Origin of the sequence: Chloracidobacterium validum, from assembly GCF_018304825.1 — a bacterium.
Classification (GTDB): Bacteria; Acidobacteriota; Blastocatellia; order Chloracidobacteriales; family Chloracidobacteriaceae; genus Chloracidobacterium; species Chloracidobacterium validum.
The window spans coordinates 47,569-73,442 of record NZ_CP072649.1; the positions used below are offsets into that span (position 1 = coordinate 47,569).

Below are 25,874 nucleotides of genomic sequence, written 5' to 3' on the forward strand. Positions count from 1 at the left end.
ACGCGCCGGATAGCACCCGATAGTTCATCGTCCGCGGAACAACTGCCATGCCCACCACGTCTCCTCTCCCGTTGCCTGCGCACTACCACCCATCCCAGACCTTGGATGTGACGTACGCAGGTCAATCGCCGGAGGCGCTCTTCCGCGCGGCAACGGACTGGCGGCAGGCCCACGACCTGTCACCGGCCAGCGCGGATGCCCGCCGCGCTCACCTGCTTGTGATCGACATGCAGGTGGACTTTTGCTTTCCGTCGGGCGCGCTCTATGTCGCGGGACGGTCGGGCACCGGCGGCATGGATGCCCTGCGGCAGACGGTAGCGTTCATCTACCGCCGTTTGGGCGTGCTCTCAGACATTACGTGCACGCTCGATAGCCATCTGCCGTATCAGGTCTTTTTCCCCGGCGCACACCTCACCGAAGACGGCGCGCCGGTCGCGGCGCACACCGTCATCACGGCCGCGGACTACCGCGCCGGTCGCTACCGCCCCAACCCGGCCCTGGCAGCGCAGTTGGGGGTCAGCCTGGAGTGGCTTGCGCGGCAGTTTACGGACTACTGTACCCGGCTGGAAGCGACCGGCAAGCATGCGCTCTACATCTGGCCTTATCACTGCTTGACGGGCACCGCCGGGCACCGCCTGGCCGGGGCCTTGGATGACGCGCGTCTTTTTCACGCCTTCGCCCGCGGCGCGGCCAATGCGCCGGTTCTGAAGGGTGACAGCCCGTTGACCGAACACTACTCGGTGTTTGCCCCGGAAGTGACGACCTGCTGGGATGGGACGCCAATGCCGCGCGCAGAGCGCAACACCGCGCTGCTGGAACGGCTGCTCACGGCCGATGTCATCCTGGTGGCCGGGCTGGCTTCGAGCCACTGCGTGGCAGCCAGCGTCGCGGATTTGTTGGCCGCGATTCGACAGCGCAACCCCTACTTGGCGCACCGGGTGGTGCTGCTGCGGGACGCCATGGCGCCGGTGGTCGCGCCGGGAGCGGATTTTACCGCGGCCGCCGAGCAAGCCCTGGCCGACTTTCAGGCGGCCGGCGCCCGTCTCCTCACCACAACCGATCCCGTGGAGGCATGGTGGAGCTGATGCGGGTTGCCATTTTCAACCAATCCGGTGGTGTTGGAAAAACCTCGCTCACGCGCGACCTAGGCTATGAGCTGGCGACGCGCGGGCAGCGCGTCCTGGTGGTGGACGCCGACCCGCAGGGGACGCTGGGCAGCTTTCTCGGTCTGGAGCCGGCTACCCGGCCGCGCGCCGAGACGTTCTGGGCAACCGTCTGCGACGGCGCGGATGCGCCCCCAGTCGTCCAGCCAACAGCATTTGCGTTGATGCTGGGGCTGGCCAATCGCTTTCTGATCGGGGACGAACTGGCGCTCATGCAGCAAAGCGATCCGGCCCGGCTGCTGGCTGTGAGTGAGGCGCATATCACCGATTATGACTGGGTGCTCTTTGACTGCCCGCCCAAGATTTCTGAAATCACGCTCCAGATTCTGCTGGCGGCGGATGCCCTCCTGGCCCCGGTCCAGACCGAGGCCAAATCGGTTGAAAGCTTTGCCGAGGTCCAGTTGGAAATCGTCAAGGCGCAGCGCCGGCGCAAAAACATGCGCCTCGCGCCGCTGCGCGTGCTGGGGGTCGTGCCAACGCTTTACAACCCACGGTTGGTGCTGCACCGTCACCACTACGCCGAACTGACCGAGCGCATTTGCCCGTCGTTTGGCTACCATGTCTTCGATCCGGTTCGAGACTATGTGGCGGTGTCGGAAGCCGGCACCCGCCGCCAGCCACTGAAGCAATACGCGCCCAAGTGCCCGGCCACGGCCGACGTCGCGGCCTTGGCGACAGCCATACTTTCCACCCTTTCCGAAGGCAGGTGAAGGGATGTCCAAGACCAAGCAATTTGCCACGAGTTCCACGCTGTCGCCGGCGCGGTTATCGGCGCTGGCCGATCACGTTGCGGCCGAACTGGGGACGGAAGGAACAGCCGGCAGCGTCGAGCTGCCCCTGACGCTGCTCCGGGAAAACCCCTACCAACCCCGCCGGACGTTTGACGCCGAGGCGCTGCGCGACCTGACCGCCTCGGTGCGACAACATGGTGTCTTGCAGCCGCTGGTCGGGCGGCGCGAAGCGGACGGGCGCGTGACGGTGATTGCCGGGCATCGCCGGTGGCGCGCGGCCGAGGCGGCCGGACTGGCGACCGTGCCGGTTGTTCTGCGCCGGGGAGTGACGGACACCGAGCTGCGGCTGCTGGCGCTGGTTGAAAATCTCCAGCGGGAAGACCTCCAGGCGGTGGAAAAAGCCCGTGCGCTGGGCGAGGCGGCGCGGCATTTCTCAACCCAGACGCAAGCGGCGCAGGCGCTGGGGATGAAGCGGTCAGCGCTGGCGATGTGGCTGCGCGCGCTGGAGCTGGAGGACGAAGTCCTGGATGTCTGCGCCGGGCTGCCGACCTGCTCGCTGCGGATGCTGCTGGACTTGCTGGCGCTGGCGCCGGCGCGCCGCTTGGCGGCGGCCAAGCGGCTAGCGGCGGCGGTTGCCGATGACCCCGCCCGGCCAGGCGGGTCGGCGGCCGGGGAGCGGACGGCGTCACCGACCGGGCGCGTTTTTCAGTTTACCTACCGCCTGCCAGGAAAATCGGCGACGCTGCGGGTGACGGTGACGAGCACGGCCCGCCGCGCCGCCACCTCGAACGCTGACCTTCGAGCCGCGCTTCAGGCGGCGCTCGAACGCCTGGCAGCCGACTAGTCCCGTACGGGCCGGCCCGGATTGTCAACACGTTGACAATCCGGCAAACGATTGTAAGTAAAGCAGTTGAGATATGTTAGGTAGCGTCGGCGAAAGCCGGTCGGGCCTTTGGCAGGGGATGTTCCGATAATGCCCGACCAGCCGGCGTCGCCAGGTTGAACCGCACGCCCTCAAGCGCGCTAGAAGTTGAACCGCACGCTGAGAATCAGGCGCCGGTTGCCCGCGTCCACGGCTTCCCCGCCGCCGAAACGGCCGCCAAAGAACCCGGCCGTGTTGGTGGATTGCCCGAAGAACGGCGAGGCCAGATTGCCGACTGGCGGACCCGGATTGACCCGATTGAGGATGTTTTGCGCCTGGATGCTGAAGGTCAGGCTGAAGCGTTGGTCAGAACCGCCGCCACCGAACCCACCAAAGCCGCCAAACCCACCAAAACCGCCGCCGCGTCCACCGCCACCACGTCCACCGCGGCGGCCGCCCGCGCCGCCACCCTCCGGGGCGCCACCCTCGCGCTTGGGCCCAAACCCGAAGGTTTTGGCCATCCGCAGGTTGATGGTGAAAAAGGCTGGACCCTGGGCAAAGTTGCGCGGAATGATGCGCTGGCCCGGGAGCGGATCGGTGTCAAACGCGCCAAACTGCGTCACGACGACGCTAGGGCGCGTCAAATCGGTGGCAAAGGCCGGACGGTCGTTGAAGACCGTATCGCCGTTGAGATCGCGTCCGACGGTGATGTTGAACGGCGCGCCACTGCGCGCAATGACAAAGGGTGAGAGCGAGATGCCAAACGGCAGGTTGAAGTTGGTAAACATAAACAGGTTGTGCCGAATGTCGAGGGACGACCGTCCAAACTCGGCGCGGAGGTCATAGGGGTCGGCCGGCTGATTGAAGACCCCGTCGGTGTCACTCTCCGCTTTCGACAGCCGGTAGAACGCGCCCAGCGAAAACCGACTGCCAAAACCGGTCCGCACGCCGACCACGAGCTGGTGCTGGGTGAACTGGCCCGTGGACTCCGCCTCGAACACATTGCCAATCGGCCCCAGCGGAAAGACGCCGCTGCCGGGAAGGCGCGGATCGGCCGTGCCGGGCAGCGGCGCGTTGACGTTGCGCGTCCGCAGGGCGTGCAGCGTCCGGTTGAACACATAGTTGACCGAAGCCGTTATCCCCTTCGGCAACTGCCGCTCGATGCCGATGTTGGCTTGAATCGAATAGGGCGCGCGGATGTCCCCATTCAGGCGCCGGATGTTTTGCGCCCGGCGAAATGGGGCGAGCAGCGCGGGCGACGGAATCGCCGGGAACACATCCAGAATCGTCGGGTCGGTCACGATGAACTGCTGCTGCGTCTGGCCGTCGAAGCGCCGCGCCTGCAAGGTCAGTGACTCATCAATCCGGTTGTAGAACAACCCGGCCCCGAAGCGCAGGACGGTTTTGGTCTGCCCGCCGTTGCGTCCATCAATGCCCCAGGCCAGCCCGACGCGCGGCGCGAAATTGGCATTGCTCGAAATGTTGGTCTGGTTTTCGTAGCGCAGCCCATAGCTCAGGGTGAGGTTCGGACGCACCTTCCAATCATCCTGGGCGAACAGGCCGACGTCGTGCTGCCCGACGGTGGCGCGTGGATTACCCGCCGCCAGCGTCAACTGGTTGGCGCCGCCGCCGATGGCGCGAATCTGGGCCGGCGTCAGCCCAAGTCGCTGGCCGAGCAACGTCCGACGGTAGCGCTCAAGGCTGGTGATTTGCGTGAATGAGCCGGGGATCGGCTGGTTGTTGGCATCGAGTTCCGGCGCCACCCCACCGGCAAAAATGTACGTGCCGCCGAAGTTGTTGGGCGAAATGTCTTCCGTGCTGATGTAACGATACCGTCCACCAAACTTGACGCTGTGATCGCCGACCGTCCAGGTCGTGAAGTTGTTCAGCTCAAAGCGGTTTGAACTGGAGCGGGCGTTGCCGGTCTGCGCGCCACCGCCGGTGAACGCGCCCTGCACGTTGAGGGCCGGCGCGTCGAGGTCAGGGGTCGTGGCAACCGTCGTCCTGACAAACTGGAAGCGCGTCTCATTGACGATGGAGGGCGAGAGGATGGCCGTTTCGGTGAGCTGGAGGCGATGGTCGCGCAGCTCGTTGGCCAGGGCTTGTTCGGGCAAGGTGAAGGACGACAACCCCCCGTTGCTGATCCGGCTCTGGTTGAAGCTGTAGCGCCCAACCAGGGTGTGCTTTTCACTCAACTGCACGTCAAAGCGCGGGGTAATATCCCATTGGCGGCGGGGCACCACGACCGCGCGCGCAAAGCTCGTCGGGTTGAGGTTAGCATCGAGAATGGTCGCGTTGAGGTTGGCGTTGTCGTCGGTTTCACGGCGCTCGAAATCCAGGGCAAATGAAGCCTTGCCCTTCTTGATTGGACCGCTGAGGTTGAAGCCGTACTGCCGCTGCTGAAACGAAGCGCGGCGCGGCGTGAAGGGGTTGCGGCTGTTGAAAATTGCGTCCCCAGCATTGAGAAACGCCGAACCCCGGAAGGTATCGCTGCCCGGCTTGGTCAGAATTTCGATCCGCCCGAAGCCGATTTGGTCGAACTCAGCGGCAAAGGGGTTCGAGTTGATCCGAATTTCGCGGATGGCATTTTTGGAGGGCAGTCGCCCGCCGGAAAAACCATCCACGAAAATTTGCCCACCGTTTGGCCCGGCCGAGGGACCGGCCAGTGCCTGAAGCGCACTCTGGAGGTCGTCGGGGTCGTCCGGGAGGGCCTCGAGGTCCTTGCCGCGGAGCACAATCGCACCGGCGTTGTTGTCCGGCGCGGTTGAGACCGGGGCCTCGGAATTCACCTGGACCTGTTCAGCAACTTCGATGGCCAGTTTGACGGCAACGGTTTCACGGCGACCGGGGGCGATGGTTACCGTGATGTCTTCATAGGCCTTGAAGCCTTCCATCTCGACGTGCAGGGTGTAGATTCCCGGCGGCAAGTTGGGCAGATTGAAGTTTCCCAGATCATCGCTACTGGTGGTGAAGGTCTTGCCGGCGGCGTCGGTGAGCGTGATGCTCGCGCCCCCGATCACGGCGCCGGTCTCATCGGCAACTTGCCCGCGCAGCGAGCCGTTGGCTTGCGCCATGCCAGGCGTGACGTAGGTATCCTGGGCGCGGCCGGTCATATTGGTCGCCGCTACCCATCCGGCGCCGAGCGCCAGGAAACATCCTATGGTTGGCCAGGTCTTTCGCATGTTCATCGTAAGGTACTTTCTTGGTTGTTCATCGTCTTGGGTTCGGGATTCTTGCGTTCGGGATCGTCACCGATCCGGTTGAGGGGCAGACCTAGGGCAGGCCAATGCCAAGTTCCAGTCCGCCAAAACCGCCGCCGGCCGCCGCCCCGGCACCGGTGGCTTGCCGGGCAAAGCGGGCAAAGATGGTATCCAGGCCCTTGACGACCGTAATGGCGGTCATCCGATTCGGCGTCGCGCCCTCGGTGGTGAGCACTAGGAGTTTGGTGTCGGGCTTGAGCTCGGCGAGGGGGAGCGGCGGCAAAAACTCGATGAGCGCGGCCGGGTCGAAGCCACCGCCCATGAAACGCCCCGGCCCGCCGCCGCCTGGCCCGCCACCACTTGGCGGCCCACCGGCCGGCGGTCCACCGGGCCGCGGACCATCACCCGGCGGAGGGCCACCCGGACGCGGCCCCCCACCGGGACCACCGAACATCGTGCCTTGCTCTGGAACTTGCTTGAGATTGGAATCCGGGGTAACGAGCAGGGTCAGCGTCGTGCCGCCGTCATCCTTGGCGACGATTTCCTTTTTGTCAGCGTCAACGGCGACGACCGTCACCGCCATGGTTTTGAACGTGCCGAATACAACCTGTTCTGCTTCGTACGTCGTGCCGTCTTCGCTCCGTTTGCCGAGCGCGCGCACTTGGTCGCCCACCCGCACGGCGCCAAAGTCGCTCGGCTTGGCGTCGCTGAACTTGACGGAATCCGGCGCGTAGCGGCGGAAGGTGGTTTTGTCGCCGGTGACGATGGCCAGCTCCCTGAGACCTTCGCGGGTGCGCTGGCTGACCGTGATGGTGCGTTTTTCCGCATCCACGGCCGTGACCTTGCCAAACGTGCCACGTTCGCGCCACGCGGCCCGCTCGATTTCCTGCTTTTTGGCGACATCGCCCTTGCTCATCACAATCATGAGCGTGATGGGCGATACCTTGCCGTCTGCCGTCAGCCGTTTCTTGGCCGTGACGCGGTCGCCGATTTCAATCTCGACGAGCGTGACCGGCACGGCATCGGCCAGGGCCGTTTTGCCGAGCGGCAGCCGCTTGAACTGCGATTTGTCGTCGTACGGAAAGACAACGGTTTCGCCCGTGTCACTTTTGACCGTGATGGTCGAGGTTTCGATGTCGAGGTCGGTCACCACCCCGACAATGGTCACGCTGGTCGGCGCTTGCGGCGCGCTTTCCTGTCCGAGCGTGACAACCCCAGATGCGCCGAGGCATCCGACGAGCAATTCTGAAATGATCAATCCTGAAATGATGAGTGATCGCATGGCGTCCTTCACTTGCAACGGTTTCAGCCAACGTGGCGATGGTCAGTCGCGTTCGTGCGACTCATACGCCACTTGTGCCGTGAAGTTCCGCGCAGGTATGTGCCATGGACGACGTTTGACGATTCTTTACGGTGGGGAACGCCTCACTCGGATGACGGCCCGTGGCCAGGCGCCGGGCGCTGAGTCAGCGCAAGCGTGAAAACGACTGCCCAAATTGGTCGCCGGCATGCTAGAGTCGCGTTCGTTTGAAATCGTACACTTCTCTGGATTGATACCTGACATGACCACTGCAACCTACACGTCCGTAACCGAAGCTGCCGTCAAACGCGCCATCCCCATGAACGTCTTTCGGCAAAGCGCCCCCTTGACGGCCATCTGCCTGGAGAACCGTGAACTGGTTGGGCCGGGCGGCATCGGGACGGTCCGCCACCTGGTGTTTGACACCTCGGCCGGCCCCTATCCGTTCCTGGAAGGTCAGAGCGCCGGGATCATTCCGCCCGGACAGGACGCCAATGGCAAGCCGTACAAGCTCCGGTTGTACTCGATTGCCTCGACCCGCCATGGCGATACCGGCGACGGCAAGACGTTTTCGCTCTGCGTCCGCCAGTTGGAGTACGCCCACCCGGAGACCGGTGAGACGGTCTATGGCGTTTGTTCCACCTACCTGTGCGGATTGGAGGTCGGCGCGGAAGTCAAGGTGACGGGGCCAACCGGCAAGGCGATGCTCCTGCCGGACGACCCAACCGCGACCATCATCATGATGGCGACCGGCACCGGCATCGCTCCCTTTCGCGCGCATCTCTGGCGCATGTTTCGAGAAAACAATCCCGACTATCAGTTTCGCGGTTCAGCCTGGTTGATTTTCGGCATCCCCACCACGCCGAACATTCTTTATCGTGAGGAATTGGAAGACTTTCAGCAGCACGCCAACTTCCGGCTGACCTATGCCATCAGCCGCGAGCAGAAGAACGCCAAGGGCGGGCGCATGTACATCCAGGATCGGGTGGCGGAGCACGTCGCCGAGTTGTGGGACCTGCTTCAGCGCGACAACACCCATGTGTTCATCTGCGGGCTGCGTGGGATGGAAGACGGCATTGACGCGGCCTTTGCCGGACACGTGGCGCAGTTTGGCGTGGACTGGCCCGAGTACCGGACGGCGCTGGAGAAAGCCCACCGGTGGCACGTCGAAACCTATTGAGGCCGGGGACTAACTCCCACCGGCGGCCTGTCCGACCACCCCGGCCCGTTCGCTGCCGGTCGTCAGCAGCGCCACCGGATGCTTGCCGGTCGTGGTCTGTTGTTTCACTTCGCTTTCAACCCGATAGCGTCGCGCAGCCGCGACAAAGGAAACGAACAGCGGATGCGGCGTGTGCGGGCGCGACTTGTATTCCGGGTGAAACTGACAGCCGATGAACCAGGGGTGATCGCGGCGCTCAACCATTTCGACGAACCGCCCGTCCGGCGAGCGGCCGACGACATGCAACCCCAGGCGCGCCAACGGTGCCTCGTATTCGGTGTTGAACTCGTACCGATGGCGGTGCCGCTCGAAAATTTCCGTCGCCTGGTAAATTTCCGCCGACTGGCTGCCGCGCTCCAACCGGCAGGGATAAGCGCCCAGCCGCATCGTTCCGCCCAAGTCCTCGACCCCGATGAGATCGCGCAGCAGAAAGAAGAGCGGATGGGCAGTGTCCGGCGTAAATTCGGTGCTGTCGGCGTCGGCCAGTTCCGGGGTGGTGCGCGCCAGCTCGATGCAGGCGCACTGCATCCCCAGACAGATGCCCAAAAAGGGTAACTGATACCGGCGCGCGTAACCGATTGCCCGCAGCATGCCGTCAATGCCGCGCTTGCCGAAGCCACCCGGCACCAGAATGGCATCCACATTGTGCAGGCGGCTCTCCCACCGGTCGTCAAGCGTGAGGTCCTCGGCTTCAATCCAGCGGATGTTGACGCGCAGCCGGTTGGCAATGCCGCCGTGCAGCAGCGCCTCGGTCAGGCTTTTGTAGGACTCACGCGAGCCGACATACTTGCCCACAATCCCAATCGCCACTTCGTCATCGGGATGCCGAATGATTTCCACCATGCGCCGCCAGGCGCGCAGGTCGGCCTCGCCGGCCGTGAGACCGAGACGGGCGAGGATGAGTTCGTCGAGGTGCTGTTCGGCAAACTTGAGCGGCACTTCATACACCGTGGAGACATCTTCGGCGGTAATGACCGCTTCTTCGGCGACGTTGCAAAAGAGCGCGATTTTTTCCTTGATGCCGCGCGGAATCTCCCGGTCGGTCCGGCAAACGAGCACATCGGGCTGAATACCGATGCCGAGCAGGTCCTTGACCGAGTGCTGGGTCGGCTTGCTTTTGAGTTCGCCGGCCGCCTGGATGAAGGGCACCAGCGTGACATGGACAAACATCACGTTGGCGCGTCCGACCTCGTGCCGCAACTGGCGGATGGCTTCCAGAAAGGGCAAGGATTCGATGTCGCCGACCGTGCCGCCAATTTCGACGATCACCACATCCACGCCGTCCGCCACCGAACGAATCGCGTCCTTGATTTCCGTGGTGATGTGCGGAATGACCTGGACGGTCTGCCCCAGGTAGTCGCCCCGCCGCTCCTTCTCGATGACCGACAGGTAGATGCGTCCGGTCGTGAAGTTGTTGGCGCGCGTCATGGTGGCGCGGGTGAACCGCTCGTAGTGACCCAGGTCCATGTCGGTTTCCGCGCCGTCATCGGTGACGAACACCTCGCCGTGCTGGAAGGGCGACATCGTCCCCGGATCGACATTGATGTAGGGATCGAACTTCTGCTGGGTGACGCGCAGGCCGCGGGCTTCCAGCAAGCAGCCGATGGAAGCCGCGGCAATGCCTTTGCCGAGTGACGAGACGACGCCGCCGGTCACGAAAATAAACTTGGTCATTTATTCCTCACCCGTGCGTTCAGCCGTTTCGGGCGCACCGGCCGCGACGACGACGCGCGTTTCTGTGCCGTTGGCACGTATTTCCGGGACGTACATGGCATGGCCGAGCGTAGGCAGCGCGGAAAACCGCCCCGGCGTTTCGGCCCGCAGCTCATATTCCACCTGCCAGACCCCCTGTGGCAACCGATCCACGAACAGCGCCAGGTGCCGGTCACGCAGTTCCTGGTAGGCCGCGCAGGCGCGCCCGGTACGGCCGTCCGTCCCAGGGCGCACTTCGACCAGGCTCGGCCCGATGCCCGACCGCACCTGAACGGCTTCAAAACCCGCCGGCTTGAGGTCTTCAAACACAAGGTACTCGTAGTCGTTTTTGGCTTCAACCGTCATCACGCACAGCAGGCGGTCACCAGGGTTGACGGCATCGCCGTCGCGCAGCGCCACCCGCTCATAGACCACGCCCCGCAGCAGCGTCGGCCGCGGGATAAGCCGCCAGTATTGACGTTTGACATAAATCTCGTTGCCGGCCGCCGGAATCGGCGACTCGCGGCTGAAGAAGGTGGCCTCGGCGCTGACGTAGAGCGCTGCTCCCTGCCGCTTGCGAACCTGGATGTCATTGACGCCATCGCGCAACAGGTTCTCCGGCACGACAATCTGGGCCGGCGCCGTCAGCAACTCGCGTGGCGTGAGGGTCGTTTTGGCCACGACCGTGCCGTTGACCACGACCTCATACTCGACCGGCCCGGCGGTTTCACCGCTCGCCCGGAGGTAGTCATTGAGCGCCAGCACGCTGATGGCCGTATCCCGGGTGTTGCTCCACTGCGCCCCGCGCCGATTCTTGACCAGCCAGTTCATGGCTGGCGTGACCAGTTCATTGGCCGGGTCAATGGTCACCAGGGCGCGGAGGACAAACGCCGTCGTTTCGACCGGGCTATCCGTCCAGCGGTACCAGAAGCCGCCCGCGCCCCACCGCGCCGTCGGCAGGTTGCTGTTGGGCGCAGTGTCGCGGACAACACCGTTGGCCAGGTTTCGGACGAGAACCCTGGCCCGGTCGTCCGCGCCGTAGTGGTGCGCGGCCAGCGCGTAGAGGGCGCGGCCGTAGGCGCTCAGTCGGTCGCGCTGCTTCCAGAGGTTCTCCAGAGCGGCCTGCTCCGGTGGCCCGACGGGGCCGGCGCCCATGGCGTGGTGCGCTTCGGCCAGCGCGTGGAGCAGCCAGGCCTGGCGGTCGGGCGCGTTTTCTTCGGCAACGAGCTGGCCTTCAAGGAAGGCAACGCCGCGGGCCAGCGCGTCCGGTCTGACCTCCAGGCCGGCCTGCTTGGCCAGCGCCAGGCCCCAGACGACATAGGCCGTCATGAAGCGATCCGACTCGGTTTCTTTCCACCAGCCCCAACTGCCGTCAGATTTCTGGAAGTCATAGAGGCGCGTCAGTCCCTGCCGGGCGATACGGTCCAGTTCCGCCAGATTGCGCTGGCCGCCGGGGTGGGTTTTGGCGGCGGAGGCCGCTTCGATGCCGCCGAACAGGCGGCCGGCAATGGCTTCGGGTGGCAGGCCCTGTTCGCGGAGCGTCTTCGCCACGATGACGGCCGGCAGGAAGCGGCTCATGGTTTGCTCGGTGCAGCCGTAGGGATAATCGAGCAGGTAGGGCAGGGCATCCAGCATGGTCACGGCCAGGCTGGGCGCCAGGCGCGCGACGACGCGCGTGTTGTCACGTTCCCGTGGCAGGTTGAGTTGAAACGTGGCCTCTGGCGCACGGACCTGCCCAGATTGAGCCACAAACTTCTCGATACCGCGCCGGTAAGCGGGCAGGGTGCGCGTCATGGCGTCGCGGTGCGTGTCGCCAACGGCCGTGACGGTGAAGGTGGCGTTTCCGGCGTCCGCCGTGGTCACGGACCAGTCGGCGCGCGCTTCACCCTGGGGTGGCACGGTGATCCGGCGCGTGGCGTCCGGATCGAGCGCGACACCCTGCGCCGCCAGCGTAACGGTAACAGTGGCCGGTTGGTTGGTTCGGTTGTTGACCACGGCGGAGACGGTTGCCCGGTCATCCGTCACCAAAAAGCGTGGCGTTTGCAGGCGAACGATGAGCGGCTGATTGGTCTGGGTCTGCGCTGTCGCTTGCCCAACCTCTCCGGTGGCAGAAGCCGCGCGCGCCATGGCTTTCCAGGTGGTCAGTGAATCGGGAAACGTCACCGTGACGGTGGCCCGCCCGTCAGGACCGGTCACGACATTGGGTTGCCAGAAGGCGGTGGCGCGAAAGTCGCTGCGCACGATGACGTTGCTGCCGCCATCCTCTGCGGCGGCATCGGCCGCAAGCTCACTTCGCGCCGCTTCCTTGCGCCGCATCCCGGCAACCTCGCTGGTTTGAGCACGGGCACCTGGCGCCGGACGCGGAACGGACTCAGTAGCCATGTCGCGCCCACCCTCTGCTTCGACAGCCAACTCGTTGGCGGGCCGGTCGGCGGCCGGGTCAGCCGGCTGCGGCTTCAGCCGCGCGTAGGGGCGGTATTGCAGCGAAGTCGTCGTGACAATCGCGGCCTGGCGTTTCGTTCCATGGAAAAACCGCCGTGGGTCTGGGGCGTAATCCGACTGAATGGCGCTGACGGCGTCATCGGTGACGGCAAAGGCGACTTCCGCCGGGCGCGGCGCTCCGGTAGCATCGCGCGTCACAATCGTGAAGGTTGCCGACTCGCGCGGCTGCACCTCGGCGCGGTCGGCCGTCACCTGCACGTCGAGGATCTGCCCCGTGGGCGGAACGGTGAAATCCCGCCGGGCTTGGGATAGGCGCAGATCCAGCAGCGAGTCAGCTTCCAGTTGGAAGTTGGGCGTGTCGCGGTCGGTAATCTCCAGTTCGACGAGTTTGGCCGTGCCGGTCATCCGAATGACGCGCGTTTCACCGAGGCCATCACGCACGGTGGAAAGCAGCACCGTTCGACCACTCGTCGGGGCCACAAGCAGGATGGGGACGGTTCGCCCGACGGCCAACGTGTCGCGGTCGGCAATGATGTCCAGGTCGGCGGCAACGTAGCCGGTGTCGGTCGTCGCTGTCGTTGACACCCACACGGTCGTATCCGTCGTGATCGGATTGCGGTTGGGTTCTGGCGTCACCCACATCACCCGGTAGAAACCTTCCTTGGGGGCCGTGAACGCCAGTGCGCCCATGCCACGTTCCGGGTCGGTTTTCACCGTCTGCTTGAGGAGTTCCTCGCGTTCATAGCCGCGCTGCTTGATCCGGTAGGGTCCAGCTTCCGGGCGCGCGGCGGCTTCGGCCGCGGTGCGTTCCCGGCCGCGCGCGTCGAGCCAAATTTCTTTCCAGATTTCGCGGGTGACGGTGACCAGACCTTCGGCGGCGACGGGTTGATCGTTGATGTCGCGGGCGTAGAAGGTCACGGCGATGTTCTCACCGGGGCGATGCAACCGATGTTCGGGACGCGCCTCGACGGCAAAGCGTTGCCGTCCGACGCGCAGGGTCGCCTGCCCGGTGACTTCGCGGCGTGACGCATCCATGACGCGGGCCTCGATCCGGTACTCCAGGTCGGACGAAGCAAATCGCGGCGTTGGAATGACGACTTGCGCCCGCCCATTCGCATCGAGCGTGAGGGTTTCGCGGCGGATGATCCGCCCGCGGCTGCCGCGGTCATAATCGGCAAAGCGAGCAGCTTCCTCATCAAACCAGGCAACCTCCGGCCGCCGAAACACCGGCCGGTAAAGCGGCTGCTCGCTGATGATGATTTCGGCGCGTCCGCCGGCCACCGCGCCGCCAAAGTAATAGTCAGCCGCCACGGCGACTTCGACGCGGTCGCCGGCGCGAAAAGTCTTCCGGCGGCCGTTTTCTTCCGGGGTCGTCACGGTCACGCGAAATTCCGGCAGCTTGTACTCTTCCAGTCGGAACAGCGTGGCCTCTCCATAGACGGTTTGCCACGCGCCGTCTGGCTGGCGCTTACCAAAACGAATGAGGTATTCGCCGAGCGGCCAGGTGGCATCGGGTTGGAAGACGCCCCACGCGCCGCCAAATTGGCTCAGGGTGGCAGTGCCTTCGGCCACCTTCTCACCGCGTGGGTTGAGCAGTTCGTAACCGATGGCTTCGCCGACCGGTGTGCGGTAGCGCTTGCCATCCAATTGGCGGGCGACGATTTTCCACTGCGCCGGATCGCCGGGCCGATAGGCGGCGCGGTCGGTGAAAGCATAGATTTTCCAGCCGGTCGGGTCCGGCGCCAGGCTTCCTCCGGTGTTGAGACAGAGCGCCGGCCGCGCGCCGGCCATGGCAAAGATGAGGCAGGTATGGCCTTGGTCGGCCGGTTTTTCAAAGGTCACCAGGCCGTCACGGTCGGTCGTGCCGGTCTGTGCCGTCCAGATGGACCGACTGCGCTGCCGGTCATAACCGTTGAACCAGACCCGGAGGCGCGCGTTGGGAAGGGGCGTGCCGTCCAGTGCCGAGCTGGCGAAGACGACCAGCCGGCGGCCGTCGGCTTTGGCAATCAGCGCGGCATCCGTGACCAGCACCAACTCCCGTGCCGTTTGCCGTCCGGCGCGGGCTTCGAGCAGGTACGCCCCCACGGGCAGCGGGCCGTCAAGGGTGATGAGCGCCTGCCGGGGACGGTAATCGCCTTGGTCATCGCCGTCGCGGCTGAGTGTTTTGACCGGTTGGCGTCCGGTGAGGTTGACGCCCTGCGCGCCGCTGGCATCGGTATCGGTCGGTTGCAGGTCCTGGGTCACATCAACGGCGTAAAGCGCCAGCTCGATGCGCTTGACGTTGCGCCAGTTCAGCCCGAAGCGAATTTCGGAGTCCGGGAGAAACACATTGCCTACGCCCAAGGTCAGGGAAGGCTGGGTCAGTTCGGTGATGCGGTTTCGCGCGTCCTCGACGTAACGCGATTCCCCGGGCCGATAGGCCGCGATGAGTTGTCGGTAGCGGGCCAGCGCCGTAGCGTAATCGGGACGCATCTGGAAGCTTCCATCGGGCTGTTGGAAGGGGCGTCCGGCCGATTCAAGCCACTGGGCGCTGTGAAAGAGGGCATCATCGTACCAGGGCGTCCGTTTGCCGATGGCGAGGGCGGCCGTGAATTCCTCGTCAACGCGCGCGCGGGATTCATAGTCCCCGCCCTGTTGGCGCAAGCTCATCGCCGTCAGGTAATGCAGGTGCGCGCGTTCGTCATCGCTTTGGACCAGGCGCATGGCTTCATCGAGTGTGGCGATGGGAATGGGCTGGACGCGCTCGCCATACCAACCATCATCCGCCGCGTAGGCGGCTCTGAAGAGGAGCGTCAGATAGCGGTCGCGCGCCGTCGTCAGGTCTTTCGAGTGCGCCCACCAGTCGAGCGCCGCCGAGTAGTGCGGCCAGGCCTGGTACCAGTTGCGGCTGGCGCGGCGCAGCCACCAGAAGTCACCCAACGACGCCTGGGCCTCAGCCCAAGTCAGGTCGCGGTCTTCCGGTTTGGGGGTTTCGCCAATCAGCTTGTCGAGCGCCGCGCGCGCCGGCTCAAAGTCGGACTGGGTCGTTGCGGCCCGCGCCCGCCAATCGGTATCCGCCAGGCGGAAACGCACCCACCGGGCTTCGCCGGCCGGCAGGGTGGACGGATCGAGCTGCGCGTAGCGTTGGCGCGCCAGCTCGTAAGACCCCTCGGCGTAAAGCCGTTCGGCTTCGGTCTTGAGCGTTTGGTAATCCATGACTTGGGCTTGCGTGAAGTTGCAGAAGAAACACAGCAGGGCGCAGTCGAGTAGGCAACGGAGTGTCCACATGGTTGCGCCTTCGAGCTTGGTGATGAGAACGGAATGATTGACCATGACGATGTTTCCATCCAAACCGGTGCAGACAAACTATGGATGACGACCGTGACCATGGACGTGGCGCGGGAGGTTTGGTTCCCGGCTCGTAGCGCTGTTTTCACAAAGCAAAACGGCAGACGCGCGTTAGGCGTCTGCCGTCAGGTTGCTCGGTGGCGAAGGGGCTAGCGCCTGGCCGCGGCGGTGCTGCCTGGCGTGGGGGCCGCCGGCGTGGCCCGCCGGGGGGCTTCCGGCAAAAGCCGGTCAATGTCAACGACAATGGGCGCGGCAGCATCCGGTGTCCAGGCGCGCGTAGCCTGTCCCCGGCTGGGCGCCATCGGATTGGCATCTTCCGCGCCAAAGACATTGACATAAAACCGTAGGCTCCGGTTCACCGGACGCGCAATGCGGAAGGTAATGGGCTGTGTTGCGCCGGGCTGAATAAAGCCTTCGGCCGGCTGGCTACCAAGGTCAACGCTCTGCCGTGAGCCGACCAGTCCACCGGTCGTGCAGCTCGCGCCGTCCGCGGTGCGGAGGCGGTGCGGCGGGTCGGCCACGATGAAGTCAAATGGCCCGGCCGGTCCCGGCAGGCCCAGAATCGCAACTTCAACGAAAACGTTCGACAGCGTCACTGGCGAGCCGGTGAGATTGACGAGCGTGCCGTTGAGGACGAGGTCATCCACATAGCCGCTACATGGCGCGGAAGCATCGAGTGTGGCGCTGTTGATGACCACATTGACGCGGCCATTGACGAGCACTTGCCCCGGCGCAACGGCAATCGAGGAACGCACGATTTCATCCCCGACATCCGCGACGACAATCTTCAGCGTGTAGGTTTCCCCGGCCTGAACCGTCACCGGTTGGGTGAGGATCGGCGTCGTGATGAAGCTGTGCTCGGTATCTGGATCAGGCGCACCAATGAGTGCCGGCGAGCCAAACAGGTTGTTGACCGTGACAGGTGCGCCGCCCGGCAGCAAGGCAAGGTTTGGCCGTCCGGTAATGCCCGGACCCTCGATGAAGATCGCTGCCGCATCGTTGAATTCAATTCCCCCCTCCGTTACCTCTTCATTCGTAGCGAACACAAACCGCAGGTTAAAGAGGCGTGTGGTTGCCGGGGTGAACTCCACCGTCAGTATCACCGCATCAAACGACGTTCCGCCGGAGATGGTGTCAATGTCTGAGTCGCCGGGCAGGCCAAGTGAAAACGGGACGATGGACCGCCCTCGGTCGCGCCGACGGTGGTCCGTCCGCCGTTGGCTACTTGGTTCTGGTGGTTCCTCACCGCCACCACCTTCCAGTCCACTATTGGAAAGCACGATACTACTGGACAGGCGGATGGTCGTTGGACCGGTGAAGGTCGGGTTGGAAAGCAACCCACTCGGGATTGGTTCAGCGGTGGTCACGGTGGCGGAGTTAATCGTGTAGCCGGGACCTAGAATGGCACCGGCCAGCGTGCTGGCGCCAGTCTCTGGGGTAACGGTGACTTGGGCTGAACCGGTAAGGGTCGCCACGGCGGTCGCCAGGCATACACCCAGAACATAACGGGAAAGTTTTTTCACGAGCAGTTTCTCCTTTTGGCAGGGACGGCGCGGCCATCACTCGACAGGACGCTGCCAGAGCGGTTGTTTACCGACGGGGAGTCGTTACCACGCGGGGTCTGAATGGCGCTCAGGCCGAGTGACTCTAGCAAAAAGCTAACTATTTCGAGTGAATTAATTGTTGGCAGGCTAAAAAAACGCCTGCCCAGCGCCAAAGGAAGGTAAACGAAAAGAACACAGACATGTTTAGTGTTTCTTTGGCGCGGTGTTTTTTTGCTACGCTCCGCGCTGGTCACCCGGCTGGCTCCTGGCCCAAAGCGCAAGAACGTCGCCGGCTGTCCCAAACATGCTCAACAAGCTTCAAACCATTGTGATACCGAGGGTGGCAACTGGTGAGCGCGGGCGACCCGCGCGAAAAACGTCACGGTGGCGCAAGCCCGCCTTGCTCCTGTATGGTGGGCTGGTTCTGGCCGTCTGGAGCCCTGCCGTCCGCGGTCAAATACCGAACGACGAATCGCTGCGACTCATGCCGAGCAAACCTGCGCCAATCAAACTTGAACCCATGCCGCCCCGGTCGGGCTACGAAGCCCCGGCGGCAGCTCTGGCCCGTTCCCTGGCGGAAAGCACTGCTGCTGCGCCCAAGGCATTTCTTACGCGCTGTGAAAAGACAGACTACGCCGAGACGGGCACCTACGCGGAAACCGTTGCCCTGTGGAAAAAGATGGCAACGGCCTCGCCCTATGCCGAACTCGTCGCCATCGGCGAGACGGCCGAGGGACGAACGCTCTACGTCCTGGTTGCCTCAAAAGACAAAGCCTTCACGCCAACGCGCGCCCATAAAACTGGCAAGCCGGTGGTGTTCATTCAGAACGGCATTCACCCAGGGGAGATTTCGGGCAAGGATGCGACTTCGATGCTCCTGCGCGACATCCTCATCACGAAACGCCACGCGGCCATCCTCGATTCGGTCATTCTCGTGACGATGCCCGTCTTCAATGCGGATGGGCACGAACGCTTCAGCCCGTGGCACCGCATCAATCAAAACGGCCCGCGCGAGATGGGGTTTCGCGCAACGGCAACGCGCCTCAATCTCAACCGCGATTACGTCAAGGCCGACGCGCCTGAAATGCGCGCCTGGCTGCGCTTTTTTACCGCCTGGAAGCCGGATTTCTTCATGGATAACCACGTGACGGACGGCATGGACCACCAGTACGACGTGACGCTCGACATGCCAACCGAGCAAAACATCTGGCCGACGGTCGGCGCGTGGTCAAAGGAGACCTTCCTGCCCAAGCTTTACGAGCGGTTGGAGGCCGACGGTCACGTGGTCGGCCCCTACGCCGAACCACGCGACGCCCGCGATTGGTCAAAGGGCTTTGATGTGGGCGTCATCGAGCCGCGCTACTCGACAACCTATGTGGCGCTTTGGCACCGTCCGGCGCTCCTGGTAGAAACCCACAGCCTCAAGTCACACCGGACGCAGACTTGGGCGCACTACGACCTCATGGTTCACGCCCTCGCCATCATCGGCGCCGAAGGCGCACGGCTACGCAACTTGGTGACGGAGGCCGAACGCGACATGGCGCGGCTTGCCACGCGCGAGGGGCCAAGGAAAGCGTTTTTTCTGGCCGGAACGCCTGGCGACACCGGGACGCCGTTCACCTACAAGGGCGTCGCCTGGCGGGAGGAAACCAGCCTCGTCACGGGCCAGCCCGTCCGGGTGTACGAGTCCCGGCCGATTGACATCCCGACGACGTTGTTCACGAAACTCAAAACGACGGCGGCCGTCCCGCTCCCGGCGGGGTATCTCATTCCGGCTGCCTGGACGAGCGTCATTGAGGTACTGGCCGCGCACGGCGTCGAGCTGAGACGGCTGAGAAAGGCCGTGACCGTGACCGGTGAAACTTATCGGTTGAGCGAGCCAATTTGGGCCGCGCGTCCGTTTGAAGGACGGCTGAGGCTGACCAACTTTACGACCCGGCGCATTCAAGTGACGCGGACCTTGCCGGCCGGGACGGTGTACGTGCCGATGGACCAGCCAGCGGCGCGAGTCATCTTCAACTGGCTGGAACCGGAAGGGCCCGACTCGGCCGTTCGCTGGGGATTGTTCAACACGATGTTCGAGCAGAAGGAATACGCCGCCGATTATGTGTTCGAGCCGATTGCGCGGGAGCTATTGGCGCGCAATCCCAAGCTGAGGGCCGAGTTTGAACGCCGCCTGGCCGAAGATGCCGACTTTGCCGCCAGTCCACACGCGCGCTTTCAGTTTCTGTATGAGCGATCGCCCTACTACGAAACCGACAAGGACGTTTACCCGGTTGTGCGGGCGCTCGAACCGCTCCGGTAAGGCCCCAGCGCAAAAGAGTGGCGCAAAAAAATGAAGCACGCCCCAAAGGGCGCGCTTTTTCAGGCAACTGTAAAAAGCCGCAGGATGCTATCCGGCGGCTTTCGGGGTGCTTACATCGCAATTTGCGCCTGCTTGACCTTGTCGGCCACGGCATCGCGGCCGGTCACGGCATCCATCAGTGTCTTGAGCGCTTCGTTGAACTTCGTCAACGCAGATGAAATTTTCTGCAACCGGTCCGCAAAGCTTTGTAGCCGTTGGGCGAAACGGCCGATGCCATCGGCGGCGCGATCAATCGCGTTCGATGCCTGGCCAAAGGGCCCAAGCGGTGGATTCTTGGCAATGTTGGTGTTGCTGCCGTTGAGCAGGGATGAACCAATCCGCTGCACGAGGCTCGAAAGCGCGCCCTTGATGCCATTGCTCAAGAAGGACGTGGCCAAGCCTTTGACCGCATTCATCGCAACACCCTTCAGCATCGGAAGGGCAACTTTCGCAAGACCAGCAATAAGTGGGAGTGGCATGACTGGGATACCTCCTAATGTATCAATGCGGTTTGCCTACCGCAGGTTGTTGAGCGCCTGCATCACGGCGTCGTTCATGGCTTTTTGCAGGTTTGACTTGGTCGCGCCTTCCTGCGTGATCGAGTTCATCATCATCTGGAGCGCGAACTGGTATTCCTGCATCTTCTGCTGATAGCGCAGGCGGTCTTCATCGGAGGCATTTGGACCCGGCATGGACGGCTTTTCCGGCAAGCCAAACTCGCTGCTGTTGGCACGCGGCGCCACAGCGGTTGAAACCCCGGAAGAAGCGGGTGGTCCAGTTGCGGACGGTTGCCCCGTCGAAGGCGAAGTAACTTGCGCCTGCTTGACCTTGTCTTCCACTGCGGTGCGTCCGGTGACGGCATCCCGCAGGGCCTTGAGTGCTTCGTTGAACTTGGTCAGCGCGGTTGAAATGTTCTGCATCCGCTGGCTGATCTGCTGAAGTCGTTGAGCGAAACCGCTCAAGCCCTGTGCGGCCCGGTCAATGAAGCCAGTTGCCCGACCGAAGGGTCCGAGTGGTGGATTCTTGGCGATGTTGGCGCCAATCCCACGCATGAACGAGCTGCTGATGCGTTGCACCAGGCTGCCCAACGCCTGTCCGATCCCGCCACCGCGCAAGAATGATGTCGCAATGTTGAGCAGTGGATTCGCGCCGGCAACGGTTCTGAGCAACGGCGTGGCAATCCGGGCAATTCCTTTGAAAATCTTTCCGATAGGCATGACGATGTCTCCTTGAACAAATCAGGCCTGGGTAACCCAGGCCCCTATGCGCCTAGCGCAGGTTGTTGATCATCGCCATGATGGCGTCGTGGGCGGCTTTCTGAAGGTTTGACTTCGTCGCGCCTTCCTGGGTGATGGCGTTCATCGCTTGCTGGAGCGCGAACTGATAGTTTTGCATGTCCTGCTGATACTTGAGACGGTCGGTGTCGGAAGCATTCGCGCCGGGCATGGTTGGCTTTGGTGGGAGTCCGAAGTTCGACATGGCGGTTGAGTTCCTTTCTCTAGGTGATGGTCGTAGAAGGTAGAAAGTTACTGTATGCTTTCACCGCCCTGCTCGGCGGCTTCCTGCACAATCTGGTGGATACCAAGCGCAATCGCTCGCGCCCGATTCGCGCCAGGGTCTTGCTCTTCCGGGTCGAGGTCTATGGCGCGTTGCAAGTCAGCAATCGCTTCCTCGTAACGCTCGCTTCGCAAAAACACTTCCGCGCGGTTGACGTAGGGGGCAATCATTTGCGGGTCGAGCGCAATCGCCTGCTCCAGACTGGCGAGCGCCAACGCATCTTCCTGGGTACGGGTGTAGAGTGCGCCGAGCGCGGCATGGGCCGCAGCACTGGTCGGGTCAACCTCAACCAGTCCCTCAAAAATCGTCCGGGCGCGCTTGAGATCACCTTGCTCGTAATACATCGCCCCGATTTCGCCCATGCGCTGGAAGTCTTCGTCCGTAATACCGAGCTGCTGGCGTGGCGTTTCGTTTCCGTTAGCACTCATTGGGACTATCTCCTGTCATTCGTTCGTGTTATCGGATTCAGACGCGACTGTAGAGGCGTTCCCCGCTCGCATCCTCGTTATCGGAAGATGTTTTCTCGTGTTGCGTCCAAGACGGAAGAAAATGTGGAAATTTTCTCCTTCGCGTTTGTGGCGCGAGTGATGAAAATCCAAGTTACGGCGGCGTAACATTGGCCATGACCTAACGTGAAGTTTACATGTAGCGCCTAGCATGACCGAACATCGGTTGGCGAGACAAGAGCGAAGCGGCGTCCAGCCAAGGCTTCCGCACTGGTGGTCGCCGGCCGGAGGAGTCCTGGATGGAAGTCAAACTCATCGTGCGTGAAGTCGGCGCTCCGCCGGCCGCCAAGCCTCTACTCGAAGACGTTTGGCGCACCAGTGTCATTAGTCTGGGCAGTAGTCCGCACGCCACCCTGCGGTTGACTGGGTTGGGTATCGCCGCCGAACACGTCGTTCTGTTTGAGGAAAACGGCCACATCGCCTTCGCCAACCATGGGGATGGCACACGCCTGAATGGGCTGCCGGTGCGCAACGGAGACCGGCGCGCCATTACGTTTGGGGATCGGATTCACATCGGCAACTATGTGGTGACGGTGCTTGATGGCAACTCACTGGCGGTTCGCTTGGACGACCCCCGCGCCACCGGTTTGTTGCAGGCCGCGACGCGCGAGTTATTCACCAGTGGCTTGAAGTTTGACCTGGACAGCATCTTACCGGCGGCCTTTCGTTCTCCCGGCGGGCGGAAGTCGCTGGAAATTCCCGAAAACGCCAGCTTCGCTCAAATCCTTGACGCGCTGGTGACGACGGAAGACAGCTTTCGTTTCGTCATCGAGGGCGGGTATCAGCCCAATGTGTCGTTGGCGTTGCCATCTGGCGATGCGGAAGCATCGTTGGGGTGGGAAGCGTCAGGGCTACGCATCACGATGAGCCAGTCAGAGATCGCCACCTACTGCGCGCTCGTCCGCAAGACCGGGGAGCAAGTCACGCTCCATCCGGTGACGGCCGAACACCGCCTGACCGTCAATGACGAGCTGGTGACCGAACCCCGCGCGCTGGTAGATGGCGACCGCATCCGATTCGCATCACCGTTGAATCGTCCGCTGGATCGGCCCCTGCCAACGCTCATTTTCCGCACGCCGGCGACGCTCTCCCTGCTGGCCGAAGCAGTCGCGGCAACACCGCCCCCAGCCGTTGGGGTGACCTCCGCCAGTGCGGACGAAGCCGCCTCAGTGTCGGCGTCAGACCCCGAAACCAAGCTGCCTGTGGACCTGAACGGGGAGCCGCCGCTGCGGCAGGTGGTCGAGATGCCGGCGCTGACGGAAGCCGATATGCGCTCGGCAACGCCCGAAGCCGCGTCTTCGGGAACCAGGTCTTCGGACGCTGCCCCGGCCGCCGCTCCTGCCAAGACTGGAAAGATTTACTACTTGGGCTATTTTACCGGCGTCGAGCTACTGGTCATGGTCGTTGGCACGCTGCTTGGCGCACTCGTCGTGTATGTCATCCTCGAAACACTATGAACGCCTCACAGGCGGTGACTGGCTGATTTGGAGAAATCCATGAATTCGCTGACCGACCGTGTAAAAAGCTTCAGCGGGATTGACTTTGCTACCGCGCTCTCGAAAAACAGCGACATGCTCATTGCCGCTGGGATGATCGTTCTCATCGGGACGATAATTGTCCCGGTGCCGACCTTCATCATCTCGGTGCTCATCGTCGTCAACATCACCATCTCGCTCGCGGTCATGATGGTGTCGCTTTACATTTCGAGTCCGCTTCAGCTTTCGACCTATCCAACGATCCTGCTGCTGACGACGCTGTTTCGGCTGGCGCTCAGCATTTCCTGCACGCGCAGCATTCTGACGAAAGGCGACGCCGGGGATGTCATCAGGGCGCTGGGCGAGATTACCGCCCAAGGCAACCTGGTGGTCGGCTTTGTCATGTTTGTCATCCTGCTGGTCGTTCAGTTTTTGGTGGTAGCGAAAGGCGCGGAGCGCGTGGCGGAAGTCGCCGCCCGGTTTACGCTCGACGCCTTGCCCGGCAAACAAATGGCCATTGACGCCGATATGCGGTCGGGGCTGATCACCATGGAGGTCGCCAAGAAGCTGCGCTCCGACCTGGCCAAGGAGTCCCGCCTGTACGGCGCGATGGACGGCGCGATGAAGTTCGTCAAGGGCGACTCGATTGCCACCATCATTATTGCCGTGGTCAATATCGTGGCGGGGATGGCGATTGGCGTGCTGTACCGTGGCCTCGACCCGGCCGCCGCCGCCAAGAAGTACCTGATCCTGACCATCGGAGACGGGCTTGGGGCGATTTTTGCCTCAATTTTCATTGCTATCTCGGCCGGGTTGGTCGTGACGCGCGTAGCCGGTGACGATACGGACGAAAGCAGCAATGTCGGGGCTGACATGAGCGCCCAACTCCTTGCCAATCCCAAGCCGCTGCTGGTCGTATCCGGGCTGCTGGGTTCGATGGCGGTGGTGGCGGTCCTGGCCGGGAGCACCGTTGCCATCCCGGTGCTGATTGTCGCGGCCGTCGCCGCGCCGGTGGCCCTGAGCCTGCGGAAGCGTCAGCAGGCACTGGCCGCCAAAGCAGCCGAACGGCAGGCAGCCACGCCCGACCCGGCGGCCGAAAGTGATGACATTCAGCCTTCCTACACCGTGCCGATGGCCATCGTGACCAGCGCCGAGCTGGCTCCCTACATTGACCCGGAATTCCCCAGCGGCGCGAAGTTCCGCGAAGGGCTGACGGCGCTCCGCAACACGATGTACTACGACACCGGGGTGCTCATGCCGCAGATTTACGTCACCGGCAACGCACCGCTGGAGCCGTTTCACTACGTCTTTGCCGTCAAGGAAATTCCGGTCGCGCAGGGCGTCGTCAAGCCATTTCACTTCTACGTCAACGACTCCGTGGAAAACATCAAGGTGTTCGGCATCGAGGGCGAGGAAGTGCGCAATCCGGCGGATTTACGCCCTGGCGCGTGGGTGCCGGATGACTATCGGCTGCTGGCAACGGTGGCGGGTCTCAAGGTTTGGGAGCCAAGCGACTTTTTGCTGCTGCACATCTCCAACATCCTGCGTCGCCATGCGCACGAATACGTCGGCATCCAGGAAGCGCAGGCGCTCCTGGATTTCGTTGGGCGCGGCGCGCCCAAGCTGGTCGAGGAAGTCGTCCCCAAAATCGTTTCACTTCATCTCTTTACCGACGTGCTCCAGCGGCTCGTGCAGGAAGGGGTCTCGATTCGAGATGTGAAGTCCATTCTGGATGCCCTGGCCGAGTGGGGACGCATCGAGAAAGACCCGGCGCAGTTGACGGAATACGTCCGCGCCTCGCTCAAGCGGATCATTTCCTTCAAGGCGTCCGGTGGGCGCTCGACGCTTTTTGTCTATTTGCTCGACCCCGAGATTGAAGACATCGTCCGGGGTTCGATTCGGCGAACATCAACCGCCGCTTTCCTGGCGTTAGACCCAACCATCAGCAACGATATTCTGGCCTCCCTGCGGGAAGAAATCGGGCTGCTGCCGCCAACAGCTCAAAAGCCGGTCATCGTCACGGATATGGACATTCGGCGCTTTGTCCGCAAGCTGGTGGAAGTCGAGTTTCCAAACGTCTCGGTACTTTCCTACCAAGAGCTATCACCTGACTTAACGGTTCAGCCAATCGCACGGATCGCCTTGCCCCACGGCGGACGCCTGGCGGCATAGGCTCACACCCTAGCGCGCGTGTGACAGCGTCCCGGCGGCAGGGTTTCAACCGGCGGGCGGGACGTTGCTTTGTGTGGTGGGGTTCTCGACCGTGGTGGGCGCTCGGCCCGCCGTGGTCATCCACGCCAGGCGGGCGGGGCTTTTACCCAGTCACACCAACCGCCAGGCCAGCCCTTGCGCCCGGCGGATTTTGTTTCCGTCTTCACATTATTTAGCTGGAGTTTTTTAGTGAGTTTATGTACAAACCCCACCAAGCCCACGTTGCTTTAGTCCATCAAGGTGTTTTTCAGCCCTACCTTCACGTCCACGATTGACAACCCAACAAACACAAAAGGAGATT

The 25,874-nt window shown here is 63.1% G+C and carries 16 protein-coding genes; 7 read left to right on the forward strand and 9 right to left on the reverse strand.

The features are described from left to right. Positions 1-47 precede the first annotated feature (47 nt). The 3 genes from J8C06_RS11335 to J8C06_RS11345 are packed head-to-tail and all read left to right on the forward strand — an operon-like array spanning position 48 to position 2,738. Positions 48-1,085, forward strand: coding sequence for a cysteine hydrolase family protein (locus J8C06_RS11335; protein ID WP_211430275.1), 1,038 nt, complete (start codon positions 48-50; stop codon positions 1,083-1,085). Further along, on the forward strand, positions 1,085-1,873 hold the full coding sequence (locus J8C06_RS11340; protein WP_211430276.1) for a ParA family protein: 789 nt from the start codon (positions 1,085-1,087) through the stop codon (positions 1,871-1,873). The genes J8C06_RS11335 and J8C06_RS11340 overlap by 1 nt, the downstream gene beginning before the upstream one ends. Positions 1,874-1,877: 4 nt before the next feature. Further along, entirely contained in the window at positions 1,878-2,738 is an 861-nt protein-coding gene (locus J8C06_RS11345) for a ParB/RepB/Spo0J family partition protein (RefSeq protein ID WP_211430277.1), read from the forward strand. A 179-nt stretch (positions 2,739-2,917) separates the two neighbouring features. Here the strand turns inward: J8C06_RS11345 and J8C06_RS11350 are convergent, their stop codons facing one another. Together J8C06_RS11350 and J8C06_RS11355 are read right to left on the reverse strand one after the other, a co-directional pair. Beyond that, positions 2,918-5,938, reverse strand: coding sequence for a TonB-dependent receptor (locus tag J8C06_RS11350; RefSeq protein ID WP_211430278.1), 3,021 nt, complete (start codon positions 5,936-5,938; stop codon positions 2,918-2,920). 91 nt (positions 5,939-6,029) lie between these two features. Beyond that, positions 6,030-7,238 carry a hypothetical protein gene (locus J8C06_RS11355; RefSeq protein WP_211430279.1) on the reverse strand — a complete coding sequence of 403 codons (1,209 nt, stop codon included), beginning with the start codon at positions 7,236-7,238 and terminating at the stop codon, positions 6,030-6,032. Positions 7,239-7,518: 280 nt separating this feature from the next. On the opposite strand from J8C06_RS11355, the gene J8C06_RS11360 reads away from it, so the two are divergent. After that, positions 7,519-8,436 (forward strand): ferredoxin reductase domain-containing protein, encoded by a 918-nt coding sequence (locus tag J8C06_RS11360; protein ID WP_211430280.1) that lies wholly within the window; start codon positions 7,519-7,521, stop codon positions 8,434-8,436. Between the two features lie 9 nt (positions 8,437-8,445). Here the strand turns inward: J8C06_RS11360 and J8C06_RS11365 are convergent, their stop codons facing one another. The 3 genes from J8C06_RS11365 to J8C06_RS11375 form a co-directional block, all read right to left on the reverse strand. Next, positions 8,446-10,149 (reverse strand): CTP synthase, encoded by a 1,704-nt coding sequence (locus J8C06_RS11365; protein ID WP_211430281.1) that lies wholly within the window; start codon positions 10,147-10,149, stop codon positions 8,446-8,448. Then, a complete protein-coding gene (locus J8C06_RS11370) occupies positions 10,150-15,921 on the reverse strand; it encodes an alpha-2-macroglobulin family protein (RefSeq protein ID WP_211430282.1) in 5,772 nt (1,923 codons plus the stop codon). A 164-nt stretch (positions 15,922-16,085) separates the two neighbouring features. Continuing rightward, the gene (locus J8C06_RS11375; protein WP_211430283.1) at positions 16,086-17,459 is read right to left on the reverse strand and encodes a choice-of-anchor L domain-containing protein; all 1,374 of its coding nucleotides are present in this window, start codon (positions 17,457-17,459) and stop codon (positions 16,086-16,088) included. Between the two features lie 505 nt (positions 17,460-17,964). On the opposite strand from J8C06_RS11375, the gene J8C06_RS11380 reads away from it, so the two are divergent. After that, a complete protein-coding gene (locus J8C06_RS11380) occupies positions 17,965-19,785 on the forward strand; it encodes a M14 family metallopeptidase (protein ID WP_211430284.1) in 1,821 nt (606 codons plus the stop codon). Positions 19,786-19,895: 110 nt separating this feature from the next. Here the strand turns inward: J8C06_RS11380 and J8C06_RS11385 are convergent, their stop codons facing one another. The 4 genes from J8C06_RS11385 to J8C06_RS11400 are packed head-to-tail and all read right to left on the reverse strand — an operon-like array spanning position 19,896 to position 21,809. Next, positions 19,896-20,303, reverse strand: a complete 408-nt coding sequence (locus J8C06_RS11385; protein ID WP_211430285.1) for a hypothetical protein — start codon at positions 20,301-20,303, stop codon at positions 19,896-19,898. Between the two features lie 36 nt (positions 20,304-20,339). After that, complete coding sequence (locus J8C06_RS11390) at positions 20,340-21,041, reverse strand: hypothetical protein (protein WP_211430286.1); 702 nt, start codon at positions 21,039-21,041, stop codon at positions 20,340-20,342. Between the two features lie 52 nt (positions 21,042-21,093). Next, positions 21,094-21,303 (reverse strand): hypothetical protein, encoded by a 210-nt coding sequence (locus J8C06_RS11395; RefSeq protein ID WP_211430287.1) that lies wholly within the window; start codon positions 21,301-21,303, stop codon positions 21,094-21,096. Between the two features lie 47 nt (positions 21,304-21,350). After that, complete coding sequence (locus J8C06_RS11400) at positions 21,351-21,809, reverse strand: tetratricopeptide repeat protein (protein ID WP_211430288.1); 459 nt, start codon at positions 21,807-21,809, stop codon at positions 21,351-21,353. A gap of 317 nt (positions 21,810-22,126) precedes the next feature. Between J8C06_RS11400 and J8C06_RS11405 the strand changes: the two genes are divergently transcribed. Both J8C06_RS11405 and sctV read left to right on the forward strand, forming a co-directional pair. Next, a complete protein-coding gene (locus tag J8C06_RS11405; protein WP_211430289.1) occupies positions 22,127-23,344 on the forward strand; it encodes an FHA domain-containing protein in 1,218 nt (405 codons plus the stop codon). Between the two features lie 39 nt (positions 23,345-23,383). After that, positions 23,384-25,534 carry a type III secretion system export apparatus subunit SctV gene (sctV, locus tag J8C06_RS11410; RefSeq protein ID WP_211430290.1) on the forward strand — a complete coding sequence of 717 codons (2,151 nt, stop codon included), beginning with the start codon at positions 23,384-23,386 and terminating at the stop codon, positions 25,532-25,534. The last annotated feature ends 340 nt before the right edge of the window (positions 25,535-25,874 follow it).

Bases quoted from the DNA above. Each gene is read 5' to 3' on its own strand.
- J8C06_RS11405 (WP_211430289.1), top strand. From the start codon at position 22,127: ATGGAAGTCAAACTCATCGTGCGTGAAGTCGGCGCTCCGCCGGCCGCC.
- sctV (WP_211430290.1), top strand. From the start codon at position 23,384: ATGAATTCGCTGACCGACCGTGTAAAAAGCTTCAGCGGGATTGACTTT.
- J8C06_RS11335 (WP_211430275.1), top strand. From the start codon at position 48: ATGCCCACCACGTCTCCTCTCCCGTTGCCTGCGCACTACCACCCATCC.
- J8C06_RS11380 (WP_211430284.1), top strand. From the start codon at position 17,965: ATGCCGAGCAAACCTGCGCCAATCAAACTTGAACCCATGCCGCCCCGG.
- J8C06_RS11350 (WP_211430278.1), bottom strand. From the start codon at position 5,938: ATGCGAAAGACCTGGCCAACCATAGGATGTTTCCTGGCGCTCGGCGCC.
- J8C06_RS11345 (WP_211430277.1), top strand. From the start codon at position 1,878: ATGTCCAAGACCAAGCAATTTGCCACGAGTTCCACGCTGTCGCCGGCG.
- J8C06_RS11395 (WP_211430287.1), bottom strand. From the start codon at position 21,303: ATGTCGAACTTCGGACTCCCACCAAAGCCAACCATGCCCGGCGCGAAT.
- J8C06_RS11385 (WP_211430285.1), bottom strand. From the start codon at position 20,303: ATGCCACTCCCACTTATTGCTGGTCTTGCGAAAGTTGCCCTTCCGATG.
- J8C06_RS11390 (WP_211430286.1), bottom strand. From the start codon at position 21,041: ATGCCTATCGGAAAGATTTTCAAAGGAATTGCCCGGATTGCCACGCCG.
- J8C06_RS11360 (WP_211430280.1), top strand. From the start codon at position 7,519: ATGACCACTGCAACCTACACGTCCGTAACCGAAGCTGCCGTCAAACGC.
- J8C06_RS11355 (WP_211430279.1), bottom strand. From the start codon at position 7,238: ATGCGATCACTCATCATTTCAGGATTGATCATTTCAGAATTGCTCGTC.
- J8C06_RS11340 (WP_211430276.1), top strand. From the start codon at position 1,085: ATGCGGGTTGCCATTTTCAACCAATCCGGTGGTGTTGGAAAAACCTCG.
- J8C06_RS11370 (WP_211430282.1), bottom strand. From the start codon at position 15,921: ATGGTCAATCATTCCGTTCTCATCACCAAGCTCGAAGGCGCAACCATG.
- J8C06_RS11400 (WP_211430288.1), bottom strand. From the start codon at position 21,809: ATGAGTGCTAACGGAAACGAAACGCCACGCCAGCAGCTCGGTATTACG.
- J8C06_RS11365 (WP_211430281.1), bottom strand. From the start codon at position 10,149: ATGACCAAGTTTATTTTCGTGACCGGCGGCGTCGTCTCGTCACTCGGC.